A 25,983-nucleotide genomic window follows, 5' to 3' on the forward strand; every position below is an offset into this window, starting at 1 on the left:
ATGTCTCTTTTAGACTACTTTCGTACTACAAAACAGTCTAAAACGGCGCAAACCGCCAAAGAACGACTGCAAATCATTGTTGCTCATGAACGAGGCCAGCGTAGCGGCCCCGATTATTTACCAGCAATGAAACAAGACATTATTGAAGTGATCAAGAAGTACGTCGATATCGACTCCGACCAAGTCAATGTGAGCTTGGACAATAAGAGTGAAGATATCAGCGTACTAGAGCTAAATATTACGCTACCTGATCAACGCGATTAGCAAATAAAGGCTGACGCCAACCGGTAAGCAACAGAGGAAGCTCTTCTGCTTGCCGGTTTTCTTTCCAACACCAAGACAAGTATTGATTCAGCATCTTCTTACTTGCCAGCACATCTTCGGGTAAGCCTGATTCCTCTGCGACTGTGGCCACGACTTTTTTCAGTTCTTGAATGGCTTTTTTATAGCCCGGATAGTCCACGATACGTTTAATTGGCGCAGGAAAATCGGCAGTCTTAGTTTGTTTAGCCTGCTTAATGAGTTTTAACAGCCTCGTGCCATGAATTCGCAACTCTTGGGCGGGCAAGCCCAAACCTTGCAACTGCGCCATGCTGCTAGGTTGGTAACGGGCTAAGGCCCATAAAGTATCGGCGTGCACCACATTATTGATGGCCAAATCACGGCTCATGGCCTGTTGAACGCGCCAAGCGCTTAAGGTTTTCAGTACCGCTAATTGCTGTGGGCTAAGCTTCCAAGCATTTTTAATGTCTTGATAGGCGGTATCTTGATTAAGCACCCGTTTTTTCAAATCAGCCAAACGCGCGCTTTCTTCCAAGGCAGCTTGATAACGGCCCTGCTCTTCCAGTTGTTGTTTGATTTTCAAATAGGCGGGGAGCAAATAAATCACATCTAAGGCAGCATATTCCAATTGCGAAGCCCGCAATGGTCTGGCTAACCAATCGGTGCGAGACTCACCTTTGTCCAATTCAATGTTTAATTCCGTGGCGATAAAGCGCTGGTAACCAAGGCTTATACCATGGCCAAGAAAAGCCGCTCCAATCTGAGTATCAAATACACTTAAGCCAAATTGACCACTCAGCCGCTGAATAATTTCTAAGTCTTCGCCAAAAGCATGTAATACCCAATGGTGGCGAGCCAGAGCTTGCCACAGCGGCGCCATGTCGAGTTCAAGAGGGTCAAGCAAATAACACTGCTGACCATCGTAAATCTGCAGTAGGCCCAACTGAGCATAATAGGTACGAGTACGAACAAACTCGGTATCAATGGCTAGCACCATAGGCGCCTGCTCATTCAACAAACGTAGCAAAGGCGCTAATTGCGCCTCTGTTACTATCATTTCAAAATTTACGTCAGCCAAAATCAAGGCGTCCTAAGGGATAGCATAGAATAATGCCACCATTTTACGGTTTATCCCTGCTCGCGCAAGGCTCGGCGTAAGATCTTGCCCACATTGGTCTTGGGAAGCTCATCTCTGAACTCTACCAGTTTCGGTACTTTGTAAGCCGTTAAAAACTCACGACAATATTCAATTAGCTGCTTCTCGGTGAGAGAGTCTTCTTTTTTAACCACAAACACCTTAACCGCTTCGCCACTGATTTCATTGGGCACCCCCACCGCAGCTACCTCTAGTACCTTAGCGTTGCTGGCCACCACCTCTTCAATCTCGTTAGGAAACACATTAAAACCCGAGACCAAAATCATGTCTTTTTTACGATCGACAATGTGGAAGAAACCTTGCTCGTCCATAGTGGCTATATCACCGGTGGCAAACCAGCCTCCGGGCATCGCTTCTTGTGTCGCTTCAGGCCGTTGCCAATAGCCTTGCATCACCTGTGGGCCCTTGACTAAAATTTCTCCAGACTCTCCCTGAGCAACTTCTTGGCCATTGTCACCTACAAGCTTTATCTCGGTAGAAGGCGCTGGTAAACCAATACTGCCGTTATAGGCATCTAAATCATAAGGACATACCGTTACCAAGGGAGCACATTCAGTTAAACCATAACCTTCTATCAAGCGGGTGCCGGTGATGCTTTGCCAACGCTCAGCAACCGCGCGTTGTACAGACATTCCACCACCTAAAGAAAGACGTAGAGTGGAGAAATCCAAATTGGCGAAATCATCGTTATTTAACAGCGCATTGAATAAGGTATTTACCCCAGTAATGGCGGTGAACGGAACCTTACTCAACTCTTTGACAAAATTAGGAATATCGCGAGGATTGGTGATCAACAGGTTTTGGCAACCCAAAGAGAAAAACAGCATGCAGTTCGCGGTTAAAGCGAAGATATGGTAGAGCGGCAAGGCCGTCACCACCACTTCCTTTTCGGTCTCTAAACACGGTCCAACAATCGCTTCTGCTTGCAGTAGATTAGACACCATGTTGCGGTGCGACAACATCGCACCTTTGGCCACACCGGTGGTTCCACCAGTATATTGCAGAAAGGCTAAATCTTCGCTTTTTACCTCAGGGCGCACGTACTGCAAATGCTGGCCTTTTGATAAAACGTAACGTAAAGACTGGGCATGCGGTAAATGGTACTTAGGCACCATTTTCTTAATGTACTTCACCACAAAGTTCACCAAGGTGCGTTTAGTGGCGGAAAGTTGGTCTCCTAAGCGAGTTAAGATGACATGCTCTACGCTGGTTTCTTCTACGATTTCTTCCAAAATATGGGCGAAGTTAGACACGATAACAATCGCCTTAGCGCCACTGTCGTTTAATTGGTGTTTAAGTTCACGTGGTGTATACAAAGGATTAACATTCACCACCACCATGCCAGCACGCAAAGCGCCAAATAAACAAATTGGGTATTGCAACAGGTTGGGCATCATTAAGGCTACTCTGTCGCCGGCTTTTAACTTAAGTTCATTTTGTAAGTAGGCTGCAAAGGCGCGCGACTGCTCTTCTAAGCGTCGATAAGTTAACACCTGCCCCATGTTGATATAAGCAACTCTGTCAGCATGCTTGGCTGCGCCTTGTTCAAACACCTCAAGCAAAGACTGATAGCGAGTGGGATCTATTTCTGCTGGAACATCCTCAGGGTACCGATCAAGCCAAACCTTTTCCACGCAGTTCTCCTAAAACAAGTTGGTTACGTTAAGTATAATCAGTCTGCCATTTTAATTATTAAACTTATAAGAAGCAGACTCTGCAGAGACCACCTTAGAGTGAAAGCTCTACATATTTTAAACAATTGTTTCATACAGCGTTTAAAATAACAATAATTTAACATTAGCCGTAACAAATATGATCAGGAATAGTGAGCGAGCTCAAACAATTGTATTGAGGTATTGCTGAATGGCGAATGCCACAGCGGCGGGGTTTTCCATGTGTAAATGATGGCCTCCCGCAATCAAGCAAGTATCTAACTGGCTAAACCACTGTTGACGTTGAATTAGCTGTGAGTGGGAAATTAAAGGAAACTCTGCAGCAGCGATGAGCAAACTTGCAATGCTGACTGACTGGCAGATGTTTTTCGCCTGAGACTCGCTAAAACGCAATGGCGAGCGAAGCTTTAACTTTTCATCATGGCGCCAGTACCATGAATCATCACGCCATACGGTGGCCCGCTCAACCAATAGGCGGCTATTGGCTTCACTGAGTCCGCTGTTAACAGAGCGTAGTTTTATCGCCTGTTCTAAGTGACTAAAGCCCTTGGCTGGACGCAACTTATGGCGTTGCATTATAGCCTGAGCCAAATGCTCGGTGGTGGCTGAATCAGGCAAGCTAAGCGGGCCAATGCCATCAATAAACACTAGGCCTCGCAACAACTCGGCAAAGGCGGCAGCAAAAGTACAGGCCACCAGCGCGCCCAAGGAATGTCCCACTAGTACCAGCGGCTTATCTAGTTTAAGTTGGTTTATTACGGCATAAACATCATCGACATAATCGACAAAATGGTAGTAGTCGTGACGATGTTTTGAATGGCCATGACCGGGAAAGTCAATCGCGATACAGTGTTGCTGAGGAAACTGCTTAATTAAAGGGACAAAGCTGGCGGCATTGTCCATCCAGCCATGTAACATTAATAAGCAATATTGGCTATCGCCAGCTTGCTCTAGGTAGGCAATATCTAGGCCTGCGATAGTGGCTGAATTTAACACAAATAAAACGGCTCTTAGGCAAACAAATCAATGCCAAACAGCTCATTTACCTGTTGGCGTTTAAGTTGATTAGCCACATCTTGATAATGAGAAATAGCCTCTCCACCACTGCCAATATTTTGGTCGTAGCGAAGTTTTTCGACACTTTGTTCATCCATTACCGCCCAGGGAACAATCCCCTTTGGCGCCTTTGTCACAACGCTAACTTCAGTACTGCTGCTAGCGGATTTAAGCTTAGGCTGCTGCGGTATGGGCTGGCCAAGGCCCTGAATCTTCAAGTTTATTTTCCTCTACTCTATTCTCTACCAGGAAGCTTTTTCCAAGTCACCTTGTCACGAAGATAGACCGGTTCAGCATGTTCAGCTGCCACCACATCCCCTTGACTAAAGGCGTATTGAGCATAGTTAAGCATATCTCGTGCCGAAGGATAAAGTACGCTTTCAAGTATCTTTGCGCCAGAATATTGACTAGCCAGTAGCTGTTGATAGCTCTGCCAACCGGTGCCCACTGCTGCAGCCACTTGAGCGCTACCGCTAAGCAGTTCAGGTTTAATGACTTGCTCTTGCTCCAGCAAACACATCAACCCCTCTTGTAGTTGGTACTCGCCCCAATAAACTTCACTCATACGCGCATCAATAGCGGCAAAACAATGTTCAGCTTGAGCACTGCGATAGGCCTGTTGCGCCATCGCTTGCAGCGTGGATACTGCCACCAAGGGTTTGTCGGCACCAAAAGCAAGCCCTTGCGCGGTGGCAACACCAATGCGAACGCCAGTAAAGCTGCCTGGGCCACGGCCAAAAGCAATGGCGTCTAATTGCTGAAGACTCACACCCGCTTGAGCCAAAATTTGCTCAACAAAAGGAAGAATTCTTTGGGTATGATCTCGCGGACTATATTGCTCGTGACTTAGGATCTCACCTTGCCATTGCAAGGCAACCGAACAATTTTCAGTAGAAGTATCTAAAGCTAATATGTTTGCTGTCATGTTTCCTCAGCGTCTTTTTTAACAAATTCCAGCACCTTCGATAATTCTCGAGTGCGCGGCATCGCCGGTAAACTGCGAATAAACAGTGAACCATAGTCTCGATTGACGATGCGGTTATCACAGATAATCACCACCCCATGATCAGTTTGAGTGCGGATCAAACGCCCCACTCCTTGTTTTAAACTGATCACGGCTTGCGGCAAATATACCTGACGAAAGGGATCTCCGCCACGTAAACGGCAGTCCTCACTCTTAGCTTTTAATAAAGGATCATCTGGCGCAGCGAAGGGGAGCTTATCAATAATCACGCAAGACAAGGCCTCTCCAGGCACATCCACCCCTTCCCAAAAAGTACTGGTGGCCACCAACACTGCGTTACCATCTTCCACAAAGTCTTTGAGTAATTCTTGTTTACCTGCCTCACCTTGCACCAATACCAGTAGTTCGGTGCGCTGACGTAATTCTGCGGCCACTTTTTGAATCATGCGATGGCTGGTACAAAGAAAGAAGCAGCGTCCACGGTTGGCTTCAATCACTGGCGCCAACTGGTCTAAAATCAACAGCTCGGCATTGTGTTGCTTGGTCTCGGGTAAGTAACGCGGTACACATAACAACGCTTGGCGCTGATAGTCAAAGGGGCTGTCCAACAATAAGCTCTTTACTTGTTGCAAGCCCATTTGACTTTGAAAATGTTCAAAATTGCCGTCCACCGCCAAGGTCGCCGAAGTGAATACCCAAGCCGCATCACGCTCTTGCACTTCCTGATTAAAGCGCTCAGCAATATTCAGCGGCGTAATATTTAAAGTGAAATGTAAACGAGTGGTTTCGTACCAATAACTAAAGCCGGTGGCATCGACATCCATTACTTTATCAAATAACAGGCGCATTTTAGCGAGGCGTTCAAAGCAGGAATCTGCCAGTTCACAACGCGATAAGGCAAGTTTCAGCACTTGATAGACAAAGTCCATATCTTCTTTTAGCGCTTGCATCATTTCGCCAAAACGAGACTGCTTAGCCAAGGGCCGCCATTCACCGCGATCACGCAGGCCTTCAAAAGACAAACGGCATTGGCGAATACGGCGCTCTAATTTCTGCGCCGCTTTTTGCAATTGCGCCATGTCACGCAGTTCAGTCTTGTAGGCCAACTCAATATCACTGCACAAATCTAAAATTTGGCGACTGGAAAAATGCTGTCCAAAATAGCTAGCGGCAATATCGGGCAGCTGATGGGCTTCATCAAAAATAAACGCTTCAGCCTCAGGGATGAGCTCTCCAAAACCGGTTTCTTTCACCACCATATCGGCGAAAAACAGGTGATGGTTCACCACCACTAAATCGGCATCTAAGGCCTTATTACGCGCCTTAACTAAATAACATTCTTTATAAGAAGGACATTCTCTTCCCAAGCAATTATCGTTAGTGCTGGTGATTAATGGAAAGACGTCTGAGCGCTCGGCAATTGGCCCTAAATCACTGATATCTCCAGTAGTCTCGCCTTGTGCCCAGTTTTTAATTTTCACTAACTCGGCTAAGGTCGCGCGATCTTGGCCACTGCTATAGTGGGAAAAGCTATTTAAGCGCTCGATGCACAGATAGTTGGCTCGCCCTTTCAGCAAGGCTACCGAATGGGTGTAATTCAAGGCCTTTTGCATACGCGGCAAATCTTTGTTGAAGAGCTGGTCCTGCAGCGCCTTACTACCGGTACTAATCACCACTTTTTTGCCACTGTCCATCGCCGGAACTAAATAAGCGAAGGTTTTTCCGGTGCCCGTGCCCGCTTCAACTAACAGTTGCCCAGCATGCTCAATGGCATCGGCAACAGCGCTAGCCATTTCATGTTGTTCGGGACGTGGGGAGAATCCACTGATGGCCTTAGATAAAAGCCCATCTTTGGCAAAATACTGATGTTTCAATGAGAGTTCCGGCAAGCGTTAATTCGCCGCAACTATACCAGCCGAATTAATGAAGACCAAACTTAAGCCTAAACAAACAAGTCAATATCATGGGGGTCGTCGGGGTCCGGTTTATTTTTGCGCGCGTTTTGTTGCTCACTAGGGTGCTTAGGTCGCACTTTTACATCGTTTTGCTCAGCAACCTTACCTTTTTTCACCACCTTGGTAGTTTTAATTGGTGGGGTTTTCCCATCAGGCTTTGCCAATGGTCTAGGCACGATTGGCAAAATAGCATCTTGGCTCACGCTGCACCCTCCTTTAATGGCTTCTCCACTTAATTATCGGCTATTTTTTGAACAACTTTAAGTGAATAACAAAAACCCTTGAAAAAAGGTTGCAATTTAGCGCTGTCTTGGTAAGTTTATGGGCATTATTGCCAAGGCGGCAAAGTTACGTTGACAGGAACGAAAATGATTTTTAACCAACTGAAGCATCACCACCACCATCATCCAGAATAGGCTTCAGGCGGTTTTCTGCTGGAAGCAAATTGGCAGCTTCCGGTGGTAAGATATAACAATATTATAAACCCCCGGAAGGTTACCCTCCGGGGTTTTTTAGTTTTATAATTAGGGATAACAACATGACAGAGCAAAAACGACTACGCATCGCCATCCAAAAATCAGGACGACTTAGCGATGATTCACAGGCACTCTTAAAAAGCTGCGGAATGAAAATCAACCTCCGCCAACAACGCCTGATTGCCCACTCAGAAAACATGCCAGTGGATTTATTACGCGTACGTGATGACGACATTCCAGGCCTAGTAATGGACGGCGTAGTTGACTTCGGTATCGTTGGCGAAAACGTATTAGAAGAAGAAACCATGTTGCGCTCAGCCAAAAATGAGCCAACTGACTGCGAAATTTTAAAACGTCTCGATTTTGGTGACTGTCGCTTCTCTCTCGCAGTAGCAGAAGAATTCAACTACACCGGCCCTCAATGTTTAGCCAATAAACGTATCGCCACTAGCTACCCTGGTATTCTTAAACGTTACCTTGATGCGCAAGGCGTACCATTCTCAACCTGTATGCTAGCAGGTTCGGTAGAAGTAGCGACTCGTGCTGGCTTAGCCGACGCTATTTGTGACCTAGTTTCTACCGGCGCAACCCTTGAAGCTAATGGTTTAAAAGAAGTAGAAGTGATTTATCGCTCACAAGCGGTTCTCATTAAATCAAAAAACAAACTTAGCGACGAACACCAAGAACTGCTCGACAAATTATTGATGCGCATGCAAGGCACCATGGAAGCCAAAGAAAGCAAGTACATCATGTTACACGCACCTAAAACTCACCTAGCCCAAATTGTTGACCTACTACCCGGTAGTGAGCACCCTACCGTGTTAGCGCTAGCGGGTGATGAAGATAAAGTGGCTCTACATGTAGTCAGTACAGAAAATCTTTTCTGGGAAACTATGGAAAAATTGAAAGCCTTAGGTGCCAGTTCGATTCTGGTGATGCCCATCGAGAAAATGTTGAGATAAAAGCATGCAAACGGTTATTTGGAACCAACTCACCGCCGAACAACAGCAACAAGTGCTATCTCGCCCTGCGGTAAATAGCTCTACTGATATAGCCAGTATTGTTAGCGATGTTGTTGAGCAAGTTCGCCAACAAGGCGACCAAGCGCTAATCGCTTTGGCCGCTAAATTTGATAAGGCCGAGTTAAGCTCGGTGCGAGTCAGCCAAGCTGAAATCGATGCGGCAGAACAAGGCTTAAGTGAACAATTCAAACAAGCAGTTAAACAAGCCAAAAGCAATATTGAACGTTTTCATCAAGCGCAAAAGCCTCAAGCCATCAGCTTGGAGACTCAAGCCGGCGTCCGCTGTGAAATGCACTATGCTGCTATCGCTAAAGTCGGCTTATATGTTCCTGGAGGCACCGCGCCACTGCCGTCTACGGTATTGATGCTAGCCATTCCAGCCAGTATCGCCGGCTGTAAAAAGGTAGTGTTAAGCTCACCACCGCCGATTGCCCCAGAGATTTTGTACACCGCTAAACTTTGCGGTGTAGACGAAGTTTACGCGGCCGGTGGTGCTCAAGCGATTGCAGCCATGGCCTATGGCACAGCAAGCGTCGCTAAAGTAGATAAGATTTTCGGCCCCGGTAATGCTTTTGTAACCCAAGCGAAACAGCAAGTAAGCGGCGATCACGCAGGTGCCGCGATTGATATGCCAGCTGGTCCTTCAGAAGTATTGGTAATTGCCGACGAGCAAGCCAATCCAGCGTTTGTGGCTGCCGACTTATTATCGCAAGCCGAACACGGTCCTGATTCTCAAGTTATTTTGGTCACCACCAGCGAGCAGCAAGCGGCAGCGGTTAACCGTGAGTTAGAGCGCCAACTAGCACTACTCAGCCGTAACAATATTGCCGACCAAGCGCTCGCTCATAGCACTGCGATTGTGGTTGATGAATTAGCTCAAGCGGTACAAGTAAGTAACCTTTATGGGCCAGAGCACTTAATCGTGCAAACCGAACAAGCCCGAGACTTACTGCCTGAGATTGAAAATGCCGGTAGTGTATTCCTTGGTCAGTGGACGCCAGAATCAGTGGGCGATTATGCCAGTGGCACTAACCATACTCTGCCTACCTATGGTTACACCCGCACCTATTCAAGCTTGGGAACCTTGGACTTCATGAAGCGTTTTACGGTGCAAGAACTTACTGAGCAAGGTCTAAAAGATCTCAGCTCAGCGGTGATCCCAATAGCCAATGCAGAAGGCCTAGATGCACACCGCCGCGCGGTCACCCTGCGCTTAGGTGAGGAGCAGTAATATGTCAGTATCCTTACTAGCCCGTAAAAAGATCCAACAATTAGTGCCATATCAAAGTGCCCGTCGCATCGGTGGAAGTGGAGAAGTATGGCTTAACGCTAATGAAAGCCCCGAAGTCAGTGAGTTTAACTACGACGGGGATCAACTCAACCGCTATCCTGAGTTTCAGCCACAAGCCTTAATTGAAGGTTATGCCAACTACGCAGGCCTAGAATGTGAGCAAGTGTTGGCCAGCCGCGGTGCCGATGAAGCGATTGAAGTACTTATCCGCGCCTTTTGTGAGCCCGGCCAAGATAGCATCGTAATTTGCCCGCCTACTTACGGCATGTACTCGGTAAGTGCAGAAACCATTGGGGTAGAGATTAAGTGTGTTGAGTTAGATGAAAACTTCGACCCAGACTACGCCGCGCTGTCTCAGGTAGACACCAAAATTATCTTCCTTTGTGCCCCTAACAACCCCACCGGCAATATGTTGGATCATGCCAAACTGTGCGCCCTGTTGAGTGCTCAGAAAGATCGCGCTCTGGTGGTAGTAGACGAAGCCTACATTGAGTTTTGCGAGCGCCAAAGCGTGGTATCACTGTTGGCCGACTACGACAATTTAGTCATTACCCGTACCCTTTCCAAAGCCTTCGCTCTGGCAGGCCTGCGCTGCGGCTTTACCTTAGCTAATGCTGAAGTGATCGAGGTGATGAGCAAGGTGATAGCACCTTACCCCATCGCCCGCCCAGTGGCAGAAATTGCCGCGAAGGCATTAAGCACCGAGGGCTTAGCGGTTATGCGTGAACGAGTGGCCCGCTTAAATGCCATTCGCTGCCAAGCAGTAGAGGAATTAAGTAAACTCAGTATTGTGAAGCAGATCTTCCCAGCCACCGGAAACTACATACTGGTGCGCTTTGATGATTCGACGCGGGTATTTAGTGGCCTTGCCGAACAAGGCATCGTACTGCGTGACTTTGCCAACAAACCGCGCCTAGACAACTGCATCCGCATTACTATCGGCAATCAGCAAGAAATTACCGCCACAGTATCAGCTATTCAAGGATTGGAGCGAGCGAAGTGAGCCAAGTGAAACAAAAAATACTATTCATCGACCGCGATGGAACGATGATCGATGAACCCATCACCGACAAGCAGGTAGACAGCCTTGCCAAAGTGAAGCTAGAACCTCAGGTGATTCCGGTACTCCTCAAGCTGCAAGCTAACGGCTATCGTTTAGTGATGGTGACTAACCAAGATGGTTTAGGTACCGACAGTTTTCCAGAGGCGGACTTCCATCTAGCCCAAGACTACATGATGGATATCTTTGAGTCTCAGGGGATTAAGTTTGATCAAGTGTTGGTATGCCCGCACTTCGAGGAAGATAACTGCAGTTGCCGTAAACCCAAGCTGGGCTTAGTGAAGGAATACCTAAAAAGCGGCGTGATTGATTTTGCCCACTCTTATGTGATTGGCGATCGCCACACCGACATGCAGCTAGCTGAAAACATGGGCTTGGAAGGACTGCAATATCAACGTGATGGCTTAAACTGGCCAGCCATAGAAAAGCGCCTTACCCAGTTAGGCCGTAAAGCCAAGGTAGAGCGTAATACCAAAGAAACTCAAATTAGCATTGCGGTGGATTTAGACAACGCCGGTGGTAGCCAAATTGATACCGGCCTCGGTTTTTTCGACCACATGTTGGACCAAATTGCCACTCATGCCGGTTTCCAGCTGAATTGCAAAGTGGTGGGCGACTATCACATCGACGACCACCACAGCGTTGAAGATACTGCTATTGCCTTAGGCCAAGCACTTAAACAAGCCTTGGGTGACAAACGTGGCATAGGCCGTTTTGGCTTTGTATTACCCATGGACGAATGCCTAGCCCAGTGTGCTTTAGATTTAAGTGGCCGCGCCCATCTTGAATTTAAAGCCGATTTCAGCCGTGACAACATCGGTGACTTTGCCACCGAAATGGTGCCGCACTTCTTCCGCTCCTTAAGCGATGCCATGGCCTGTACGCTGCACCTAGAAACCACTGGCAAAAACACCCATCACATGGTGGAAGCGCTGTTTAAAGTATTTGGTCGCGCCCTAGGTCAAGCCATTGTTAAATCAGGCGACGCCCTACCCAGCAGCAAAGGCATGTTATAGGCGCTCAGCGAAAAAGGACAAGTAACAATGAATGTAATTATCGACACAGGATGTGCCAACCTTTCCTCGGTAAAATTCGCCGTAGAACGCTTGGGCTATCCGGTGACAGTGAGCCGCGACCCTGCGGTGATATTAGCCGCCGACAAGCTGTTCCTACCCGGAGTGGGCACCGCTAGCGAAGCCATGCAAAACCTGGCAGAGCGCGAACTGATCGACTTAGTCAAGCAGGTTAAAAAGCCCTTATTGGGGATTTGTCTCGGCATGCAAATGTTGGCCGAATTCTCCATTGAAGGTGGCGCTAAAGAAGCAGAACAACCCATTCCATGTTTAGGTCTAATCCCTGGTACAGTTGCCTTAATGCAACCTAAAGATGGTCAACGCCTACCGCACATGGGTTGGAACCAAATTCAGCCACAAGCCGGCCACCCACTGTTTAAAGACATTGAAGCTGGCAGCTACTTTTACTTTGTGCACAGCTACGCGCTACCGGTAAATGATGCCACCATCGCCGAGTGTGACTATGGCAATGCCTTTAGCGCCGCGGTGAACAAAGACAACTTTTACGGCGTACAATTTCACCCCGAGCGCAGTGGCCAAGCTGGTGCGCAATTAATCAAAAACTTCTTGGAGATGTAGGCATGATCATTCCTGCTTTAGATTTAATCGACGGAAAGATTGTGCGTTTGTTCCAAGGTGATTACGCACAAAAAACCATTTATGGTGACGATCCTCAGGCGCAATTTTCTGACTACCACAAACAAGGGGCAGATTGGTTGCACCTAGTTGACCTAGATGGAGCAAAAGATACCAGCGCTCGCCAGCTAGATGTGATTGCCCAACTGCTGAAAAACACTCCCGCCAAAATTCAAATTGGTGGCGGGGTGCGCAGCGAACAAGACGTAAAAGACTTGTTAGCCGCTGGCGCCGAGCGCGTGGTTATTGGCTCAACTGCAGTGAAACAACCCGAAGTGGTTGCCCAATGGATGGAAAAATACGGCGCCGAGCACATTGTATTGGCGCTGGATATCAACATCGATGAGCAAGGTAACAAGGTAGTGGCGGTGTCGGGCTGGCAAGAAGACAGCGGCGTCACCATTGAAGAATTAGTGGCAATTTACGCCCCTGTGGGCCTTAAGCACGTACTGTGTACCGATATTTCAAAAGACGGCACGCTGGCTGGCTCTAACGTGAAACTATACCGTGAACTGTGTGCCCAGTATCCAGACATTCAATGGCAAAGCTCTGGTGGCATTGGCTCATTAGATGACATCGCCGCGCTTACTGATACCGGTGTAGCCGGGGTGATAGTTGGCCGAGCCCTGCTCGAAGGTAAGTTTAATGTAGAACAGGCCATCGCTTGTTGGCAGCAAGGAGGCAACAATGCTAGCTAAACGAATTATTCCCTGCTTAGACGTTAAAGACGGCTTGGTGGTAAAAGGGGTGAAGTTTCGTAACCACGAAATCATTGGCGACATAGTACCGCTAGCCAAACGCTATGCTGAAGAAGGCGCCGACGAGTTGGTGTTCTACGACATTACCGCCAGCTCTGATGCACGAGTGGTAGACAAAAGCTGGGTGAGCCGCGTGGCTGAAGTTATCGACATTCCCTTCTGTGTAGCTGGCGGGATTAAAACCATTGAAGACGCCAACCGCACCTTGCAAAATGGCGCCGATAAAATTTCCATTAACTCGCCTGCCCTCGCCGACCCTAGTTTAATCACTCGCTTGGCCGATAAATTCGGGGTGCAGTGCATTGTGGTAGGTATCGACTCTTATTACTGTGACGAAACCAAGCAATACCAAGTGAAGCAGTTTACCGGTGATGAAAAACGCACCGTAACCACGGCGTGGAACACCTTTGACTGGGTAAAAGAAGTACAAGCGCGTGGCGCAGGTGAAATTGTACTTAACGTAATGAACCAAGATGGGGTTCGCCAAGGTTACGACCTAGAGCAACTAAGCCGGGTACGCGAAATTTGTAAAGTGCCCTTAATCGCCTCGGGTGGTGCTGGTGAAATGCAGCACTTTAAAGATGCCTTTAAGATTTCTGACGTAGACGGCGCACTCGCCGCCAGCGTATTCCATAAAAGCATCATTAATATTGGCGAGCTAAAACAATATCTAAAACAACAAGAGGTAGCGATTCGACTATGAGCCAGTTTGAACAACTCAACCAACAAATTGACTGGGACAAGGTCGAAGGCTTAATCCCTGCCGTGGTACAAAATGACCACAGCGGCCAAGTCTTGATGCTAGGTTACATGAACAGCGACGCGTTGAAAAAGACCTTAGACAGCCAACAGGTCACCTTCTATAGCCGTACTAAACAACGTCTATGGACCAAGGGCGAAACCTCTGGCAACGTGCTGCAGCTTAAAAGCATTAGCTTAGACTGTGACCAAGACACGCTGCTAGTGGCGGTTGACCCGATTGGCCCAACCTGCCATAAGGGTACTCAAAGCTGTTTTGATGGTCACCAAGAGCCCAAGCTCACTTTCATTGCCCAGCTACAAGCGGTACTGGCCGAGCGTAAGTCTGCCGATCCTGAGCAAAGCTACACCGCTAGCCTATTTGCCCGCGGCACTAAGCGTATCTCACAAAAAGTCGGCGAAGAAGGCGTAGAAGTAGCCCTAGCGGCCATGGCCAACGACCGCGAAGAGCTAATCAACGAAAGCTCCGATCTGCTCTACCACTTGCTAGTACTGCTAGAAAAACAAGAAGTCGGCTTCGACGAAGTCGTTGCCTGCTTGCAAGCACGGCATAAGTAAGACTTCGCCTAAACATAACTCAGCCACATCTTAGTATGTGGCTGAGTTGTTTACGGCGACCAGCAATAGTTCACGGCATTATCACTCAGTAGGTGCTTACCCGCCGTATCAGAGTCTGGCAAGATCCAAGCGCGCCAATCATCATGAAGCGTATCCTGAACCTGTTAATACTACCCGAGCCTGTTTCTCTCTAGATAGCTTAAACCCTCAGCAAAATCCGAAAATTAATCATTTGTTTAAATACTGATTAATTTTTGTCATATCGCTCTGCCTGCGCTCTCTCTATAATTAATCACACGTATAATAACTTAGAGTTAAGTTGTGACAGAGACTAGCAGAAAAGCAGGACGCCCCAGTGACAGTATCGACGCTAGACAAAAGCTTATCGACCACGCTCGCGAGCTTTTCACCCATATGGCCTACGATAATGTCTCCACTCGACGCATCGCTAATAGGGCCAATGTTAATGTCGCGATGATCCGCTACTACTTCGGTAGCAAAGAGGGGCTATTTGAAACCATGTTGCGAGAAACCCTCGAACCTATGAAGAAGCAAGTGCAACTGATGGTCCAAGATAGTTCACAAAAGAATTTTCTCGACATCATGCGCACCTACTATCGTGAAATGTTTAAAGCCCCCCAATTTCCTCGTTTGGTATTTCAAGTTATGCACATGGATAGCTCCGATACCCAGCGAAAGCTACTAGAAAAAGTATTCACCGACATTAGTCAGCCGATGCAAATGCTAATGTTCGAGAAGCTGGTAGATAGCAACATATTAAGACCCGATGCTAATCCTAAGCTATGTAAAGTGTCTTTTATCAGCTTAATGGTGTTCCCATTTATCGCGCCCCAATCGCTGCTTGCTATTCACGGGATTGAGCTTTCTGAAGAATTTCTTAATCAACTGTTAGAACACAATATACAACTTATGACACATGGTTTCCTTCAAACCAGCGACCTGCAGGAATAACACTTATGAAAATCAATAAAAAACTACTGTTCTTTCCGGCGTTCGCGGTAGGCATAATTGTCTTAGTACTGGCGATCAAACTCAAACCGGAACTCCCGGTTAGGCCAGCAAGTGATCGTGCCCGTTTAGTGGAGACTCTAGCACTGCAACTGCAAGCAATGGCTCCGCAAGCGATTGGCTACGGCAAAATTGAACCTAAGGTTGAGTGGAAGGCCATCGCAGAAGTCACCGGTAAAATCGTCTACCGCCACCCTAAATTGGAAAAAGGTAAAATTCTTCAAGCAGGAACAGAAATACTGCGCATCGATCCACTCGACTATGAACTCAAATTGGTTCAAGCACAGGCGGATCTTAAATCGGTACAAACTTCTCTCGCCAAACTAAGCCAAGAAGAGCAAAATTTAAAGCAAACACTGACAATTGAGCATAATCGCTTAGTGATTGCCAACAAAGAGCTCGAACGTAAGCAAAATTTACGTTCCAAAGGACTTATCTCGCAATCGGAAGTGGATCAGCAAGAACAAAGCACGCTTTCACAACGCAAGCTAGCACTCGACATCGAAAATCAAATCGCCTTGATGCCCGACGAAAAACGGGTCGCCGAAGCCTTGGTCAAAGTTAATCAGTCTAAGGTGGAGGAAGCACAGCGTTCGCTGGAAAAAACCATCATAACTTTACCCATGGATTTACGTATTGCTCAAGTTGATATCGAGCAAAATCAGGTGGTTAACTTGCAGCAAACCATGGTAACTGCGCATGGTATAGATGTGATGGAAGTTGAGGCTCAACTGTCTATCCATGATATGCACACCCTGGCCTCGAGTATTGGCGAGTTTGATCGTGATAGCTCAGGCATTCCCCAAGCAGATATGACCTTTATTGATGCCAGTATTGAACTTAGCAGCGGTAATATGAAGGCCAGTTGGCCTGCTAAAGTTAGCCGAATCAGTGAAACTGTTGACCCCAATCAGGCTACCGCAGGCGTGATACTAGAGATCCAACAAGACTACCGCCATCTCAATCCCCGCTCCGTGCCACCATTGGTCAACGGCATGTTTGTTCGAGCGCTTATCGAAGGGCAACAAAATCCAAGCTGGGTAATCCCTGAACGCGCACTTCATGGAGATAAAATCTATCTCATGGGTGAGGACAATAAGCTGGAGATTAAGCCCGTGTCGGTGCTCTATCGCCGCAACAATAAAGTGATCATCGATGGGCAATTGAAGCAAGGTGACAAACTTATCCTTAACGATCTGCTGCCAGCGATTAACGGCATGTTGTTGAAAGAAGCTAACAGCGGCCAACAGGAGTCGTCACTATGATTCGCTTCTTTTCTAAGCACCCAACAGCAGCCAACTTACTGATGCTTAGCTTGCTGGTAATGGGGATTACCTCGCTGACCAAGATCAAGCGTGAAACCTTCCCAGAATTCGACCCTCCTTACATAATGGCAGGTGTGGTCTACCCCGGTGCGTCTCCACAAGAAGTGGAAGAGAGCATCTGTGTTCGCATGGAAGATGCTGTTGATGGCCTCGCCAATATCGAAGAAACCCGCTGTGAAGCCATTGAAGGCTCGGCAAGACTGATTCTCAAACTTAACGAGAAAGCCGATATCGGGCGAATGCTGGTCGATGTGCAAACCCAAATCAACTCGATTAATGATTTTCCTCAGGAGATAGAATCGCCTGTGGTACAGGAGCTAGACTGGAACGAACCAGTGGTAGACGTCGCCATTACCGCAGATACCAGCTGGCCGGAGTTGAAAGCCTACGCGGAACAACTTAAGCGAACGTTAAAGCTAGACTATGAAGTTTCTCTGGTTGATATCGCGGGATTTTCTGACCACCAGTTTCGCGTCGAATTAGACTCGCAAGCGACCCGCCAACTAGGCTTGAGCGTTGGCGATATTGCCACTCAAATTGGCCGCCAAAACATTAAATTACCCAGTGGTAATATTGAAACACCTGATAAAAACTTTCTGATCCGCTTCGATGAAAGACGCATTACCCCGCAGCAACTAGAAACCATCGTCGTTGGCTCTGGACCCAATGGCTCACAAATCAGGCTCAAAGACATCGCCAGCATTAGCGACCGCTTCGAGTTAGATGAGCAAAAAGTGCTATTCGATGGCCATCCTTCCGCCCTACTCAAAGTCAGTAAGAACAAAGAAGATGATGCGCTAAGAATCAAGGAGCGGGTTGCCCAATTCGTTGAGCAACAACAAGCGATTGCCCCAGACGGCGTCAAACTCGAGCTCACCAACGACCTTTCATCGGTACTGTGGGATCGTTTAACCATGATGGTACGCAATGGTTGGCAAGGTATCGTACTAGTGTTCGCTACCATGTGGCTGTTCTTTAGCCTGCGTTATTCATTCTGGGTGGCAGCCGGTTTACCAGTTGCTTTCCTCGGTGGCCTATTTCTAATGGCGCAGCTCGGGCTGTCGATCAACATTATGTCTTTGGTGGGCTTGCTGATGGCCATCGGGATCATGATGGACGATGCCATTGTGATTGCCGAGTCAATCGCTGCCCACTTAGATAGAGGAGAGAATGTCGACAATGCTGTCATCAAAGGGGTGAATAAAGTGCTTCCTGGGGTGATTTCTTCTTTCTTAACTACCGTGTGTATTTTCGGCAGCTTACTGTTTTTGCAAGGCGAAATGGGCGCCGTGCTCAAAGCGGTTCCACAAGTGTTAATTCTTGTTCTAACGCTAAGCTTAGTTGAGGCTTTTTTGATTCTGCCCAACCATTTATCGCATTCGCTGCATAAACAGAAGAATGACAAACCAGCAGCCAGATTTAAAAAGAAACTACTGGAAGGTTTTGAGAACTTCCGTAATACCAGCCTGGTCAACGCAGTAGAGAAAGTGGTGGAATTTCGTTATGCCTTCCTCGGAGGAGTGTTAGCCCTACTGCTAATTTCGGTGGCCACCTTGGCCGGCGGCTTACTCAAGTTTCAACCCTTTCCCGAGCTGGACGGCGATATCGCCGAAGCGCGCATCATTTTGCCACCGGGCTCCTCACTTTCGCAAACCGAGGCAGTGGTTGACAGAATTGTCGCGTCTGCTCAAAAACTAGACAAACAATGGACGCAAAATATTGAAAACGGTGTGCCACTCATTGAGCATATTACCAGTCAATTTAATGCTAATGCTGATGCTAATGAGTCGGGGCCACACATCGCCACGGTTCGACTCGATCTACTCGGTGCGGAGAGTCGCAACACTGTGATTGATGATTTCATCGCAGCTTGGCGCCAAGATATAGGGGACTTGGCCGATCCCATTTCACTGGTCTTTAAACAGCCAACCATGGGGCCTGGTGGACGGGCCATTGAAATTCGCGCCAAGCATGATGATCTAGAGTCACTCAAAGCCGCGTCCATTGATATTCAGCAATATCTCAACGAATTCGACGGTGTGCATGGCGTGCTCGACGATATGCGTATGGGTAAGGAAGAGGTCTTAGTCAAACTTCGTCCCGGCGCGGAAACTTACGGCATTAACGGTCAATTGGTGGCTAACCAGTTGCGGGCAGCCTTTTTTGGTCAGACCGCAGATGAAATTCAAGTTGGCGTTGAAAATATCTCGATAGAAGTGCGCCTCGATAAAGTGCAAGCGGGCGACCTACAACAACTGGCAAACTTCCCTATCATCATGGCGGATGGCAGTCAGCTCCCACTGGCCACTATTGCTACCTTAGATTTTCAGCGTAACTATGTTCGCATCCAGCGTATTGATGGTTTAAGAACCATTAGCGTGTTTGGTGATGTGGACAACAGCAAAGCCAACTCAACAGCTATCATCGCCCAGTTCCAACGCGAAGAAGCACCTAAACTGATGGCGAAATACCCAGGGCTACGTTTCGATTTTGAAGGCGAAGCCAAGGACGCCGCCGAAACCGGGGCCTCCATGGGCAAAGGCTTCCTACTTGGTTTGTTCGGCGTGTTTGCTATTCTCAGCTATCAGTTCCGCAGCTATCTGGAGCCCGTAGTAGTTATGCTCGCAATACCATTAGCCTTCATTGGTGTGGTGTGGGGGCACATCTTGCTCGGCCACTCCCTGAGCATGCCCAGCATGATGGGCTTTGTCTCCCTAGCCGGCATCGTGGTCAACGATTCCATCTTGCTGGTGCAATATATCCGCCATCACGTCGATGAAGGAGACAGTGTTCACGACTCGGTGGTTAAGGCAAGCCGAGAACGTTTCAGAGCAGTGTTTTTAACCTCAATGACCACGGCGGCGGGTTTACTGCCTTTACTTACAGAAACCAGCTTGCAAGCTCAAGTCATTCAGCCCTTGGTTATCTCAATTGTGTTCGGCATCTTTGCCTCAACCTTGTTAGTGCTATTTATGATCCCAGCGGCCTATTCGGTTCTTGCAGACTTTGGATTGGTGCATAAACACGAGGAAATTTAATTTAGAAGCGGGTCTCACCGACCCGCTTGTACTGACTGGCTATTTAAGCTCATCGTGTTGGTTATGCTTAGCGAACAAGGGCTAACAACTTCTATAAGCGAGCCCGTACGTTCAAGGTGCGTATTTGTGTTGAGCATTTGCTTAGTGAAGTTGTATCTTCATACTTAAGAGTCACAAGTGGCAAGGCTTTTCTATGAGAGCATTCACTTCAACTTAAAAGAAGCGTACGCCGAAGATAATAACTATACATATAATATGCTTCGCAGAGTTAAAGCGAAATTCAACAGTTAGGCGAGATTAAGGAGACTGTGGATCCCAAACAAACAGCTAAGATAGCTTAAGGCAATGATGGAGTATTAAGAAAGATGATTTCAGCGAAGTGTGGCTTGCAATTGAAGTTGGCATAACGGCCAACGAAACATCAATCAGTTAACTAACTTTTTGAATAAGAAGTTGACATAAGATTGCAGCTAAAGATGACATAATTCTATTTTTATCACTTTCAAACAAAATGGATGAAAGAAATTTACTTACAGCTCATCAGTGATAACTTTATTGTGTGAACCCACCGCCCTGCCAAAAAGGTATTTTGGTAATGGTGGTCAAGTAAAATAATGGTAATCCTCCTAACGCTTGCACACCGCACTAATAACTAGATATTTACGAATGCCTAGTTCAACCGTTGAAGCACGTTTTTGGACATTTCTGTTTCAGTGGCTTTACTAAATTAGCAAGCCATGAATAACTTCTAGTATGGAAAAAATCGGTTAACTCAGAACTCAATCTTGGTAGTAAAGGACGACTTTGCTGTATGAATTGATGGTACTTAGAGACTTGATAGTTTCATTAAAATAAGTCCCATAATAATCAGAACTGCTGCGATAACTCTCAAAGCGTTAACTGGTTCAGCTAGCCACAACACTCCAATAAGGAATGCACCGACAGAGCCAATACCTGTCCAAATTGTATACGCCATTCCAAGAGGTATAGAACGCATAGCAATCGCTAGTAACCAAAAACTTGCCATCATTGCAAAAATAGTTATGAGCGATGGAATAAGTCGAGTGAAACCGTAAGATTGCTTCATTGTGTAAGCCCATACAATTTCAAGTAATCCAGCAATGAGAAGATAGAGCCAAGGCATAGCCCCTCCAAATAATAACAGGGCTAGGTCGTCCCAGCAGCTCACTCCCAAAACGGGGGAAGTCGTCTTCCAATACAGGTATGTTAAGAACTACTTAACAATATCACCCGTCAAAATTTTCATTCCAGCAAAACCAAAAAAAGCAGCAAACGTGCATTCAAAAATGACTTTAGATTTTAGATAGATATTTCTCGCTCTATGATTCGAGAAAAGAACTGCGTAACCAAGAAAGACACTGGAACTCAACATTCCGACAGACAATATCACCGCCACCAAATCAGAAACCTGCGCGGTTGCAGGAACGCCGATGGAATACAAGGAAGCGAAAAACAATATGGCTTTAGGGTTAGTCAGGTGGATAAGTAGCCCTTTGAAATAGATATTAGACAGCGTTGTTGAATGACGTTGAGATAACGTCAACGTTGATGTCCCAAAGGCAGAGCGTAAAGATTTCAGCGATAAATAAATCAAATAGGCAGCGCCACAATACCGCATGAATTCAAATATCCAAACATTTGAACTGAGTAGTGCAGCCAAACCAAATGCTGCACTACAAGACCAAAACAGCGAACCCGTGAGCACGCCACAGGCTAAGCCTAAGCCGTAAATTCGACCATGACTCATTGATGCACTAGCAATAGCTAATGTCGCAGGCCCAGGACTCGCTATCGCAGCTAATGCTGCCACTAAGATTAGAGGGTAATTAATAGCATCCATTGCAATCATCCTTAACGGTGTTATTGTGAGTTACAAACCAAAAAAAATGCCCTAACATCATGATAATTCTAAACTATTAAGCAATAGTGCTAATTCTTTTCTTTCCTTTCCTTCTAATGCTCTAAGTGGCAACGGCAAACAAGGAGGCTTAACTAAGTTTTGAATCTCAGCCGCAGCAGCCACAACACGAAGGCTTCCTCCATTACGATGGAATAGTTCCCACATCGGAGTTAGTATTTTCGATAGGCGAAAAGCTTCTTGTTTATCTCCTTCTCGCGCTGTTTTTGTGAGCGTTTTTGCCACTTCAGGGTATAAACCACCAATGACTGAATACCAAACCTCACATCCAGCGTTTAATCCATATACAGCACAAGCATCACCACTAATACCTATGGTTACATGATCGGGAATTAAAGCACGGAGGCGGTTTACTCGATCTAAAGCGGCTTGAGGTTCCATCGGCACACCTGGGATTTTTATTGACCTGACATTGGGTAACTGAGCGATACGCCCGTGCAGTTCATCACTGAAATTAAAATGTGTCGTGCCAGGATTATCATAGACGCAAAGAGGAACGGATAGATTAGAAGTGACAACTTCATACAACTTATACACTTCATTTTCTTTCAACTGCTGGTATGACATTGGCGCTAATAACACTGCACATGCTCCTGCCGCTTGAGCGTCTTCGGCATTTAGGAGTACATCTCTTAGGTTTAAAGCACTAATACCAACCATGACAGGTATTTTTTCTGCGTGTTGAACCGCAATCTGCGCGACTCTTTTTCGTTCTTCTCTTGTGAGGTACGCATAGTTACCAGTCGACCCCAATACCCCAATAGAATCCACCTCAGCATTAACCAAGCGCTGAATAAGACCTATAAAAGCTTTTTCATCAACAGAATCATCGTACATTGGTGTTAAGGGAAATGCAGATAGCCCAACAAACATGAAATTCACCTTCTAAAATAGAATTAACTTATTGAAAAAATGGCGTTATAACGACGTTCTATATGTATTGGCTTAGCAGAGGTGTTACCAGCTTCAATGCAATACCAAACATGATGCATGAAATCGCAGAATCTAACATTCGCCATGTTCTTGGCTTACTAAAGAGTGGGATCAACTTGTTAGCCAAATACACCAAGCCATAGAACCATATCCCTGATGCAACCAGTGCCCCTATAACAAATAATAGTTTTTCATCAGGTTCCATTTGAGCAGTCACACCACCAAGGATCACCACCGTATCCAGATAAACATGTGGATTTAAAAAAGTGATAGCCATCGCCATTAAAACGACTTTTAACCAACTCTGAGTAATGTCCGAATTTTCCAACTCTAGGTGACTTGAACCTGTCCAGGCTGATTTTGCAGATTGGTAGCCATACCAGAAAAGAAATACTACGCCGCCAAGAGTCAAAAGGTCTTTCCATAATGGTGCATTATAGAGCAGTGTCCCTATACCCAGTACACCAGTACTGATCAGTAGAATGTCACCAAGAAAGCAAATAGTAGCAACGGACAGTGCGTATTGCTTTTTTAATCCGCACTTTAATAGAAACGCATTTTGGCTACCGATTGCGACAATTAAACTTCCTGAAACAACGGCACCCGTTAACAAAGTATTTATCACATCAAACCTCAATCGATTTTGAAGCAAATACTAACGATTGTTCTATCACTGAATCAGGCATGATCACTTGCAAGTGCTTAATCATTTCTTGCCCCGCCTCCTGCAAGTGTTCTAGTGGCATTTCTGGCAAGCTTTCTAGAATAAACCACATGTTACGTGTGTCAGATTCAATTCGGGTTCTGACACCCTGCCTCCAGTTCCAACGACGACAAGTAACGCCTACTTCATCGCGCCAAATTACTTCCCCAACATCAGGGTTTTCAATTGAAGCCTCACCATTTTTCATGGTGTCAAAGGATTCAGAGCCATCTGCGATAGTGAGTGTTGGCGTTCCTTGATAACTGTCCATATCTTCACCACCAACGGGTATGGCGTATCGAATACTGATGGCATTATAAATATCTACAATAGGGTCAATGCTCTGCATTCCTCCATCTTTCAATACTCGTTTTCGCAGTGCCGCAGCGGAGCAAGGAGTTCTATTTGGTTTAGCGCCAAATTGACGAAAAACATCGCCCCACGCATTGATGTGTGATTCTGCCCATGAATGGTCATTCTCAATGACCGAAGTACACGCTTCTTGCAGAACCTGTTTTGCGTACTCTGGGTTTTGAACTTCCGTTCCTTTAACGGATATGCTCAATGCTTTGAACTCTGGTGCAATATGGGAAATGCAAGCATCGATTGACGGCACTATAACAACCATTAGATAATTCCTTCAGTGATTCATTTTTGTGCAAGATACATTACAATGACTAAAAAAGTCAATATATCGACCGCTAGTGGTGCTGATGCTGATTTCATAAATCAGGCTGTAGCAGCAAGGATCAAGGAACATAGAAAACATCTCAAACTGTCACTGGATGCCTTGTCAAAAAGAGCAGGCATCAGTAAAGGTATGTTAGTCGAAGTAGAGAAAGGTGCGGCTAACCCTAGCATTTCGACGTTGTGTAAACTGTCTGCTGCCCTTGGGATTTCGGTTGCCGATATTGTGAATGTTGCGAGTAATCCAACCGTCAACGTCATTGATAAAGAGGACATTCCAACGCTTTGGACTGGCGAGTACGGTGGTAGCGCCAAACTGTTGGCAGGAACTAGCGGTCCCGATATGATTGAATTATGGCGCTGGGAAATGAAGCCATCAGAAATTTTTGAATCATCAGGTCATCCACAAGGTACGTTTGAACTTTTTCATGTTGAGTCTGGAATACTTACTTTGAATATTGATGGGCAAACCATAGAACTGCTTGAAGGTCAGTCCGCTATAGCTAAAACGGATGTGCCCCACAGCTACTCAAACCAAGCTGATTCGGATTTAGTTTTCACGATGAGTGTTGCAGAGTTACATCGATAAGCTCACTCATTTGGCGGCGAGTTCAAATAAGATTGATTAAGGCAAAGCCATACTGAAATAGTTGGATTAGTACTAGCCCCAAGTAACAATGGGCACAGGCTTTTCAGAAGAGAAGAAAAGCCTGTATCAGCGCTTATCAGCAGTCTGTTTTCTCAGAGAGTCTCAGAGCGTCTTCTAGCTCAACGCCAAGGTACCGAATAGTGTTATCTAGCTTCGAATGCCCAAGTAAGATCTGTACCGCCCTAATGTTTTTTGTTCTGGCATAGATCAAAGTAGCTTTGGTGCGGCGCATGGAATGAGTACCATAGTAGTCCGCATTCAATCCAAGTTTTACAGCCCAATTCCTTATAATTGATCGGTAGTATGAGTAGCTGATAGGTTGCTCTTTGCGGCGGCAACTCGGGAATAAAAAACTGCTTGCCTCTAGGGATGCTGAAAAGATCCATCGGCTAATGCTTTGTTGCGTTCTCGGAGTAATCTCATAGTGTACGTCAGTGCCCGTTTTCTGCTGAATACATTGAACCCTTTCATAGATAACTCCTTGCGAAGAAACATCGTATACGTGCAGCCTTAGTAAATCACTCGCTCTTAACTTGCTATCAATAGCTAGGTTCAGTAGCGCAAGCTGCATGAGGTTGTTTTCAATCTCCAATCTAGTTCTGATCCGCCAGATTTCTTCAAGCTTAAATGGCCTTTTGATGCCACTGCATTTTCCGGAAGATAGCTTTCTCATGATGACCTCCTCTCAAATGTTGCTGGTCAACATGAAGTTTGGCAGGCACATTTAGTAGGGGGTCAGGAGCAGCTGAAACATCGGTGGACAGAAACGACTTAGAGTCGGCAATCGAATTTGTATACTTCGGATAATTAGAATTTGGGCACGTGCCTTGTAATGGTAAGGCCTGAGAACCCTAGCCACTTTCTAGGTTTTCAAGCAACCATTGTTTATTACCGTAACTCGAAATTGGACATCGAAGTATTAGCTGAACGTGCGAGGCGAGAATGGGGCTTAGGGCTTGGC

Annotated in this window: 26 protein-coding genes and 1 other annotated feature; of the genes, 13 read left to right on the forward strand and 13 right to left on the reverse strand. The window is 46.4% G+C overall.

What is annotated here, in order from left to right; translation table 11 throughout:
• A complete protein-coding gene (minE, locus tag AR383_RS03670) occupies nt 1–264 on the forward strand; it encodes a cell division topological specificity factor MinE (RefSeq protein WP_055731902.1) in 264 nt (87 codons plus the stop codon).
• On the opposite strand, the gene rnd is transcribed toward minE, so the two are convergent.
• The 7 genes from rnd to AR383_RS03705 all read right to left on the reverse strand — a co-directional run bounded on the left by rnd (nt 239) and on the right by AR383_RS03705 (nt 7,289).
• Nucleotides 239–1,360: a ribonuclease D gene (gene rnd / locus AR383_RS03675; protein ID WP_157051633.1), complete on the reverse strand. Its 1,122-nt coding sequence runs from the start codon at nt 1,358–1,360 to the stop codon at nt 239–241. The genes minE and rnd overlap by 26 nt on opposite strands.
• Before the next feature lie 50 nt (nt 1,361–1,410).
• A complete protein-coding gene (gene fadD, locus AR383_RS03680; protein ID WP_055731903.1) occupies nt 1,411–3,072 on the reverse strand; it encodes a long-chain-fatty-acid--CoA ligase FadD in 1,662 nt (553 codons plus the stop codon).
• Between the two features lie 201 nt (nt 3,073–3,273).
• Nucleotides 3,274–4,107, reverse strand: coding sequence for an alpha/beta fold hydrolase (locus AR383_RS03685; RefSeq protein WP_055731904.1), 834 nt, complete (start codon nt 4,105–4,107; stop codon nt 3,274–3,276).
• Between the two features lie 14 nt (nt 4,108–4,121).
• Nucleotides 4,122–4,385, reverse strand: coding sequence for a hypothetical protein (locus AR383_RS03690; protein WP_055731905.1), 264 nt, complete (start codon nt 4,383–4,385; stop codon nt 4,122–4,124).
• 17 nt (nt 4,386–4,402) lie between these two features.
• On the reverse strand, nt 4,403–5,092 hold the full coding sequence (gene tsaB, locus AR383_RS03695) for a tRNA (adenosine(37)-N6)-threonylcarbamoyltransferase complex dimerization subunit type 1 TsaB (RefSeq protein ID WP_055731906.1): 690 nt from the start codon (nt 5,090–5,092) through the stop codon (nt 4,403–4,405).
• A complete protein-coding gene (locus tag AR383_RS03700) occupies nt 5,089–7,005 on the reverse strand; it encodes a DNA repair helicase YoaA (protein ID WP_055731907.1) in 1,917 nt (638 codons plus the stop codon). Before AR383_RS03700 ends, tsaB begins: the two co-directional genes overlap by 4 nt.
• A gap of 68 nt (nt 7,006–7,073) precedes the next feature.
• Nucleotides 7,074–7,289: a hypothetical protein gene (locus AR383_RS03705; RefSeq protein WP_055731908.1), complete on the reverse strand. Its 216-nt coding sequence runs from the start codon at nt 7,287–7,289 to the stop codon at nt 7,074–7,076.
• Between the two features lie 188 nt (nt 7,290–7,477).
• Nucleotides 7,478–7,604: a sequence feature (His leader region), on the forward strand.
• A gap of 20 nt (nt 7,605–7,624) precedes the next feature.
• On the opposite strand from AR383_RS03705, the gene hisG reads away from it, so the two are divergent.
• From hisG to AR383_RS03760, 11 genes are all read left to right on the forward strand, one after another.
• The gene (gene hisG / locus AR383_RS03710; protein WP_055731909.1) at nt 7,625–8,524 is read left to right on the forward strand and encodes an ATP phosphoribosyltransferase; all 900 of its coding nucleotides are present in this window, start codon (nt 7,625–7,627) and stop codon (nt 8,522–8,524) included.
• Nucleotides 8,525–8,528: 4 nt separating this feature from the next.
• The gene (gene hisD, locus AR383_RS03715) at nt 8,529–9,815 is read left to right on the forward strand and encodes a histidinol dehydrogenase (protein ID WP_055731910.1); all 1,287 of its coding nucleotides are present in this window, start codon (nt 8,529–8,531) and stop codon (nt 9,813–9,815) included.
• A gap of 1 nt (nt 9,816) precedes the next feature.
• Nucleotides 9,817–10,878, forward strand: coding sequence for a histidinol-phosphate transaminase (gene hisC / locus AR383_RS03720; protein WP_055731911.1), 1,062 nt, complete (start codon nt 9,817–9,819; stop codon nt 10,876–10,878).
• Nucleotides 10,875–11,951 (forward strand): bifunctional histidinol-phosphatase/imidazoleglycerol-phosphate dehydratase HisB, encoded by a 1,077-nt coding sequence (hisB, locus tag AR383_RS03725; protein WP_083481490.1) that lies wholly within the window; start codon nt 10,875–10,877, stop codon nt 11,949–11,951. Before hisC ends, hisB begins: the two co-directional genes overlap by 4 nt.
• Before the next feature lie 27 nt (nt 11,952–11,978).
• The gene (gene hisH / locus AR383_RS03730) at nt 11,979–12,587 is read left to right on the forward strand and encodes an imidazole glycerol phosphate synthase subunit HisH (protein ID WP_055731912.1); all 609 of its coding nucleotides are present in this window, start codon (nt 11,979–11,981) and stop codon (nt 12,585–12,587) included.
• A 2-nt stretch (nt 12,588–12,589) separates the two neighbouring features.
• Complete coding sequence (gene hisA / locus AR383_RS03735) at nt 12,590–13,342, forward strand: 1-(5-phosphoribosyl)-5-[(5-phosphoribosylamino)methylideneamino]imidazole-4-carboxamide isomerase (RefSeq protein ID WP_055731913.1); 753 nt, start codon at nt 12,590–12,592, stop codon at nt 13,340–13,342.
• The gene (hisF, locus tag AR383_RS03740) at nt 13,332–14,105 is read left to right on the forward strand and encodes an imidazole glycerol phosphate synthase subunit HisF (RefSeq protein ID WP_055731914.1); all 774 of its coding nucleotides are present in this window, start codon (nt 13,332–13,334) and stop codon (nt 14,103–14,105) included. The genes hisA and hisF overlap by 11 nt, the downstream gene beginning before the upstream one ends.
• A complete protein-coding gene (gene hisIE, locus AR383_RS03745; protein WP_055731915.1) occupies nt 14,102–14,719 on the forward strand; it encodes a bifunctional phosphoribosyl-AMP cyclohydrolase/phosphoribosyl-ATP diphosphatase HisIE in 618 nt (205 codons plus the stop codon). Before hisF ends, hisIE begins: the two co-directional genes overlap by 4 nt.
• 321 nt (nt 14,720–15,040) lie before the next feature.
• Nucleotides 15,041–15,691: a TetR/AcrR family transcriptional regulator gene (locus AR383_RS03750; protein ID WP_055731916.1), complete on the forward strand. Its 651-nt coding sequence runs from the start codon at nt 15,041–15,043 to the stop codon at nt 15,689–15,691.
• A gap of 5 nt (nt 15,692–15,696) precedes the next feature.
• On the forward strand, nt 15,697–17,013 hold the full coding sequence (locus AR383_RS03755) for an efflux RND transporter periplasmic adaptor subunit (RefSeq protein ID WP_055731917.1): 1,317 nt from the start codon (nt 15,697–15,699) through the stop codon (nt 17,011–17,013).
• The gene (locus tag AR383_RS03760; protein ID WP_055731918.1) at nt 17,010–20,111 is read left to right on the forward strand and encodes an efflux RND transporter permease subunit; all 3,102 of its coding nucleotides are present in this window, start codon (nt 17,010–17,012) and stop codon (nt 20,109–20,111) included. The genes AR383_RS03755 and AR383_RS03760 overlap by 4 nt, the downstream gene beginning before the upstream one ends.
• Nucleotides 20,112–20,937: 826 nt before the next feature.
• On the opposite strand, the gene AR383_RS03765 is transcribed toward AR383_RS03760, so the two are convergent.
• The 5 genes from AR383_RS03765 to AR383_RS03785 form a co-directional block, all read right to left on the reverse strand.
• Nucleotides 20,938–21,255 (reverse strand): DMT family transporter, encoded by a 318-nt coding sequence (locus AR383_RS03765; protein WP_055731919.1) that lies wholly within the window; start codon nt 21,253–21,255, stop codon nt 20,938–20,940.
• A gap of 90 nt (nt 21,256–21,345) precedes the next feature.
• Entirely contained in the window at nt 21,346–21,972 is a 627-nt protein-coding gene (locus tag AR383_RS03770; protein ID WP_055731920.1) for a LysE family translocator, read from the reverse strand.
• Between the two features lie 57 nt (nt 21,973–22,029).
• Nucleotides 22,030–22,923: a dihydrodipicolinate synthase family protein gene (locus AR383_RS03775; protein ID WP_055731921.1), complete on the reverse strand. Its 894-nt coding sequence runs from the start codon at nt 22,921–22,923 to the stop codon at nt 22,030–22,032.
• 58 nt (nt 22,924–22,981) lie between these two features.
• The gene (locus AR383_RS03780; RefSeq protein ID WP_055731922.1) at nt 22,982–23,608 is read right to left on the reverse strand and encodes a LysE/ArgO family amino acid transporter; all 627 of its coding nucleotides are present in this window, start codon (nt 23,606–23,608) and stop codon (nt 22,982–22,984) included.
• Between the two features lies 1 nt (nt 23,609).
• Entirely contained in the window at nt 23,610–24,314 is a 705-nt protein-coding gene (locus AR383_RS03785; RefSeq protein WP_055731923.1) for a B3/B4 domain-containing protein, read from the reverse strand.
• Between the two features lie 45 nt (nt 24,315–24,359).
• Between AR383_RS03785 and AR383_RS03790 the strand changes: the two genes are divergently transcribed.
• Complete coding sequence (locus AR383_RS03790) at nt 24,360–24,962, forward strand: helix-turn-helix domain-containing protein (protein WP_055731924.1); 603 nt, start codon at nt 24,360–24,362, stop codon at nt 24,960–24,962.
• Between the two features lie 136 nt (nt 24,963–25,098).
• Here the strand turns inward: AR383_RS03790 and AR383_RS03795 are convergent, their stop codons facing one another.
• Nucleotides 25,099–25,695 (reverse strand): tyrosine-type recombinase/integrase, encoded by a 597-nt coding sequence (locus AR383_RS03795; RefSeq protein WP_055731925.1) that lies wholly within the window; start codon nt 25,693–25,695, stop codon nt 25,099–25,101.
• Between the last annotated feature and the right edge of the window lie 288 nt (nt 25,696–25,983).

Origin of the sequence: Agarivorans gilvus, assembly GCF_001420915.1 — a bacterium.
GTDB lineage: Bacteria > Pseudomonadota > Gammaproteobacteria > Enterobacterales > Celerinatantimonadaceae > Agarivorans > Agarivorans gilvus.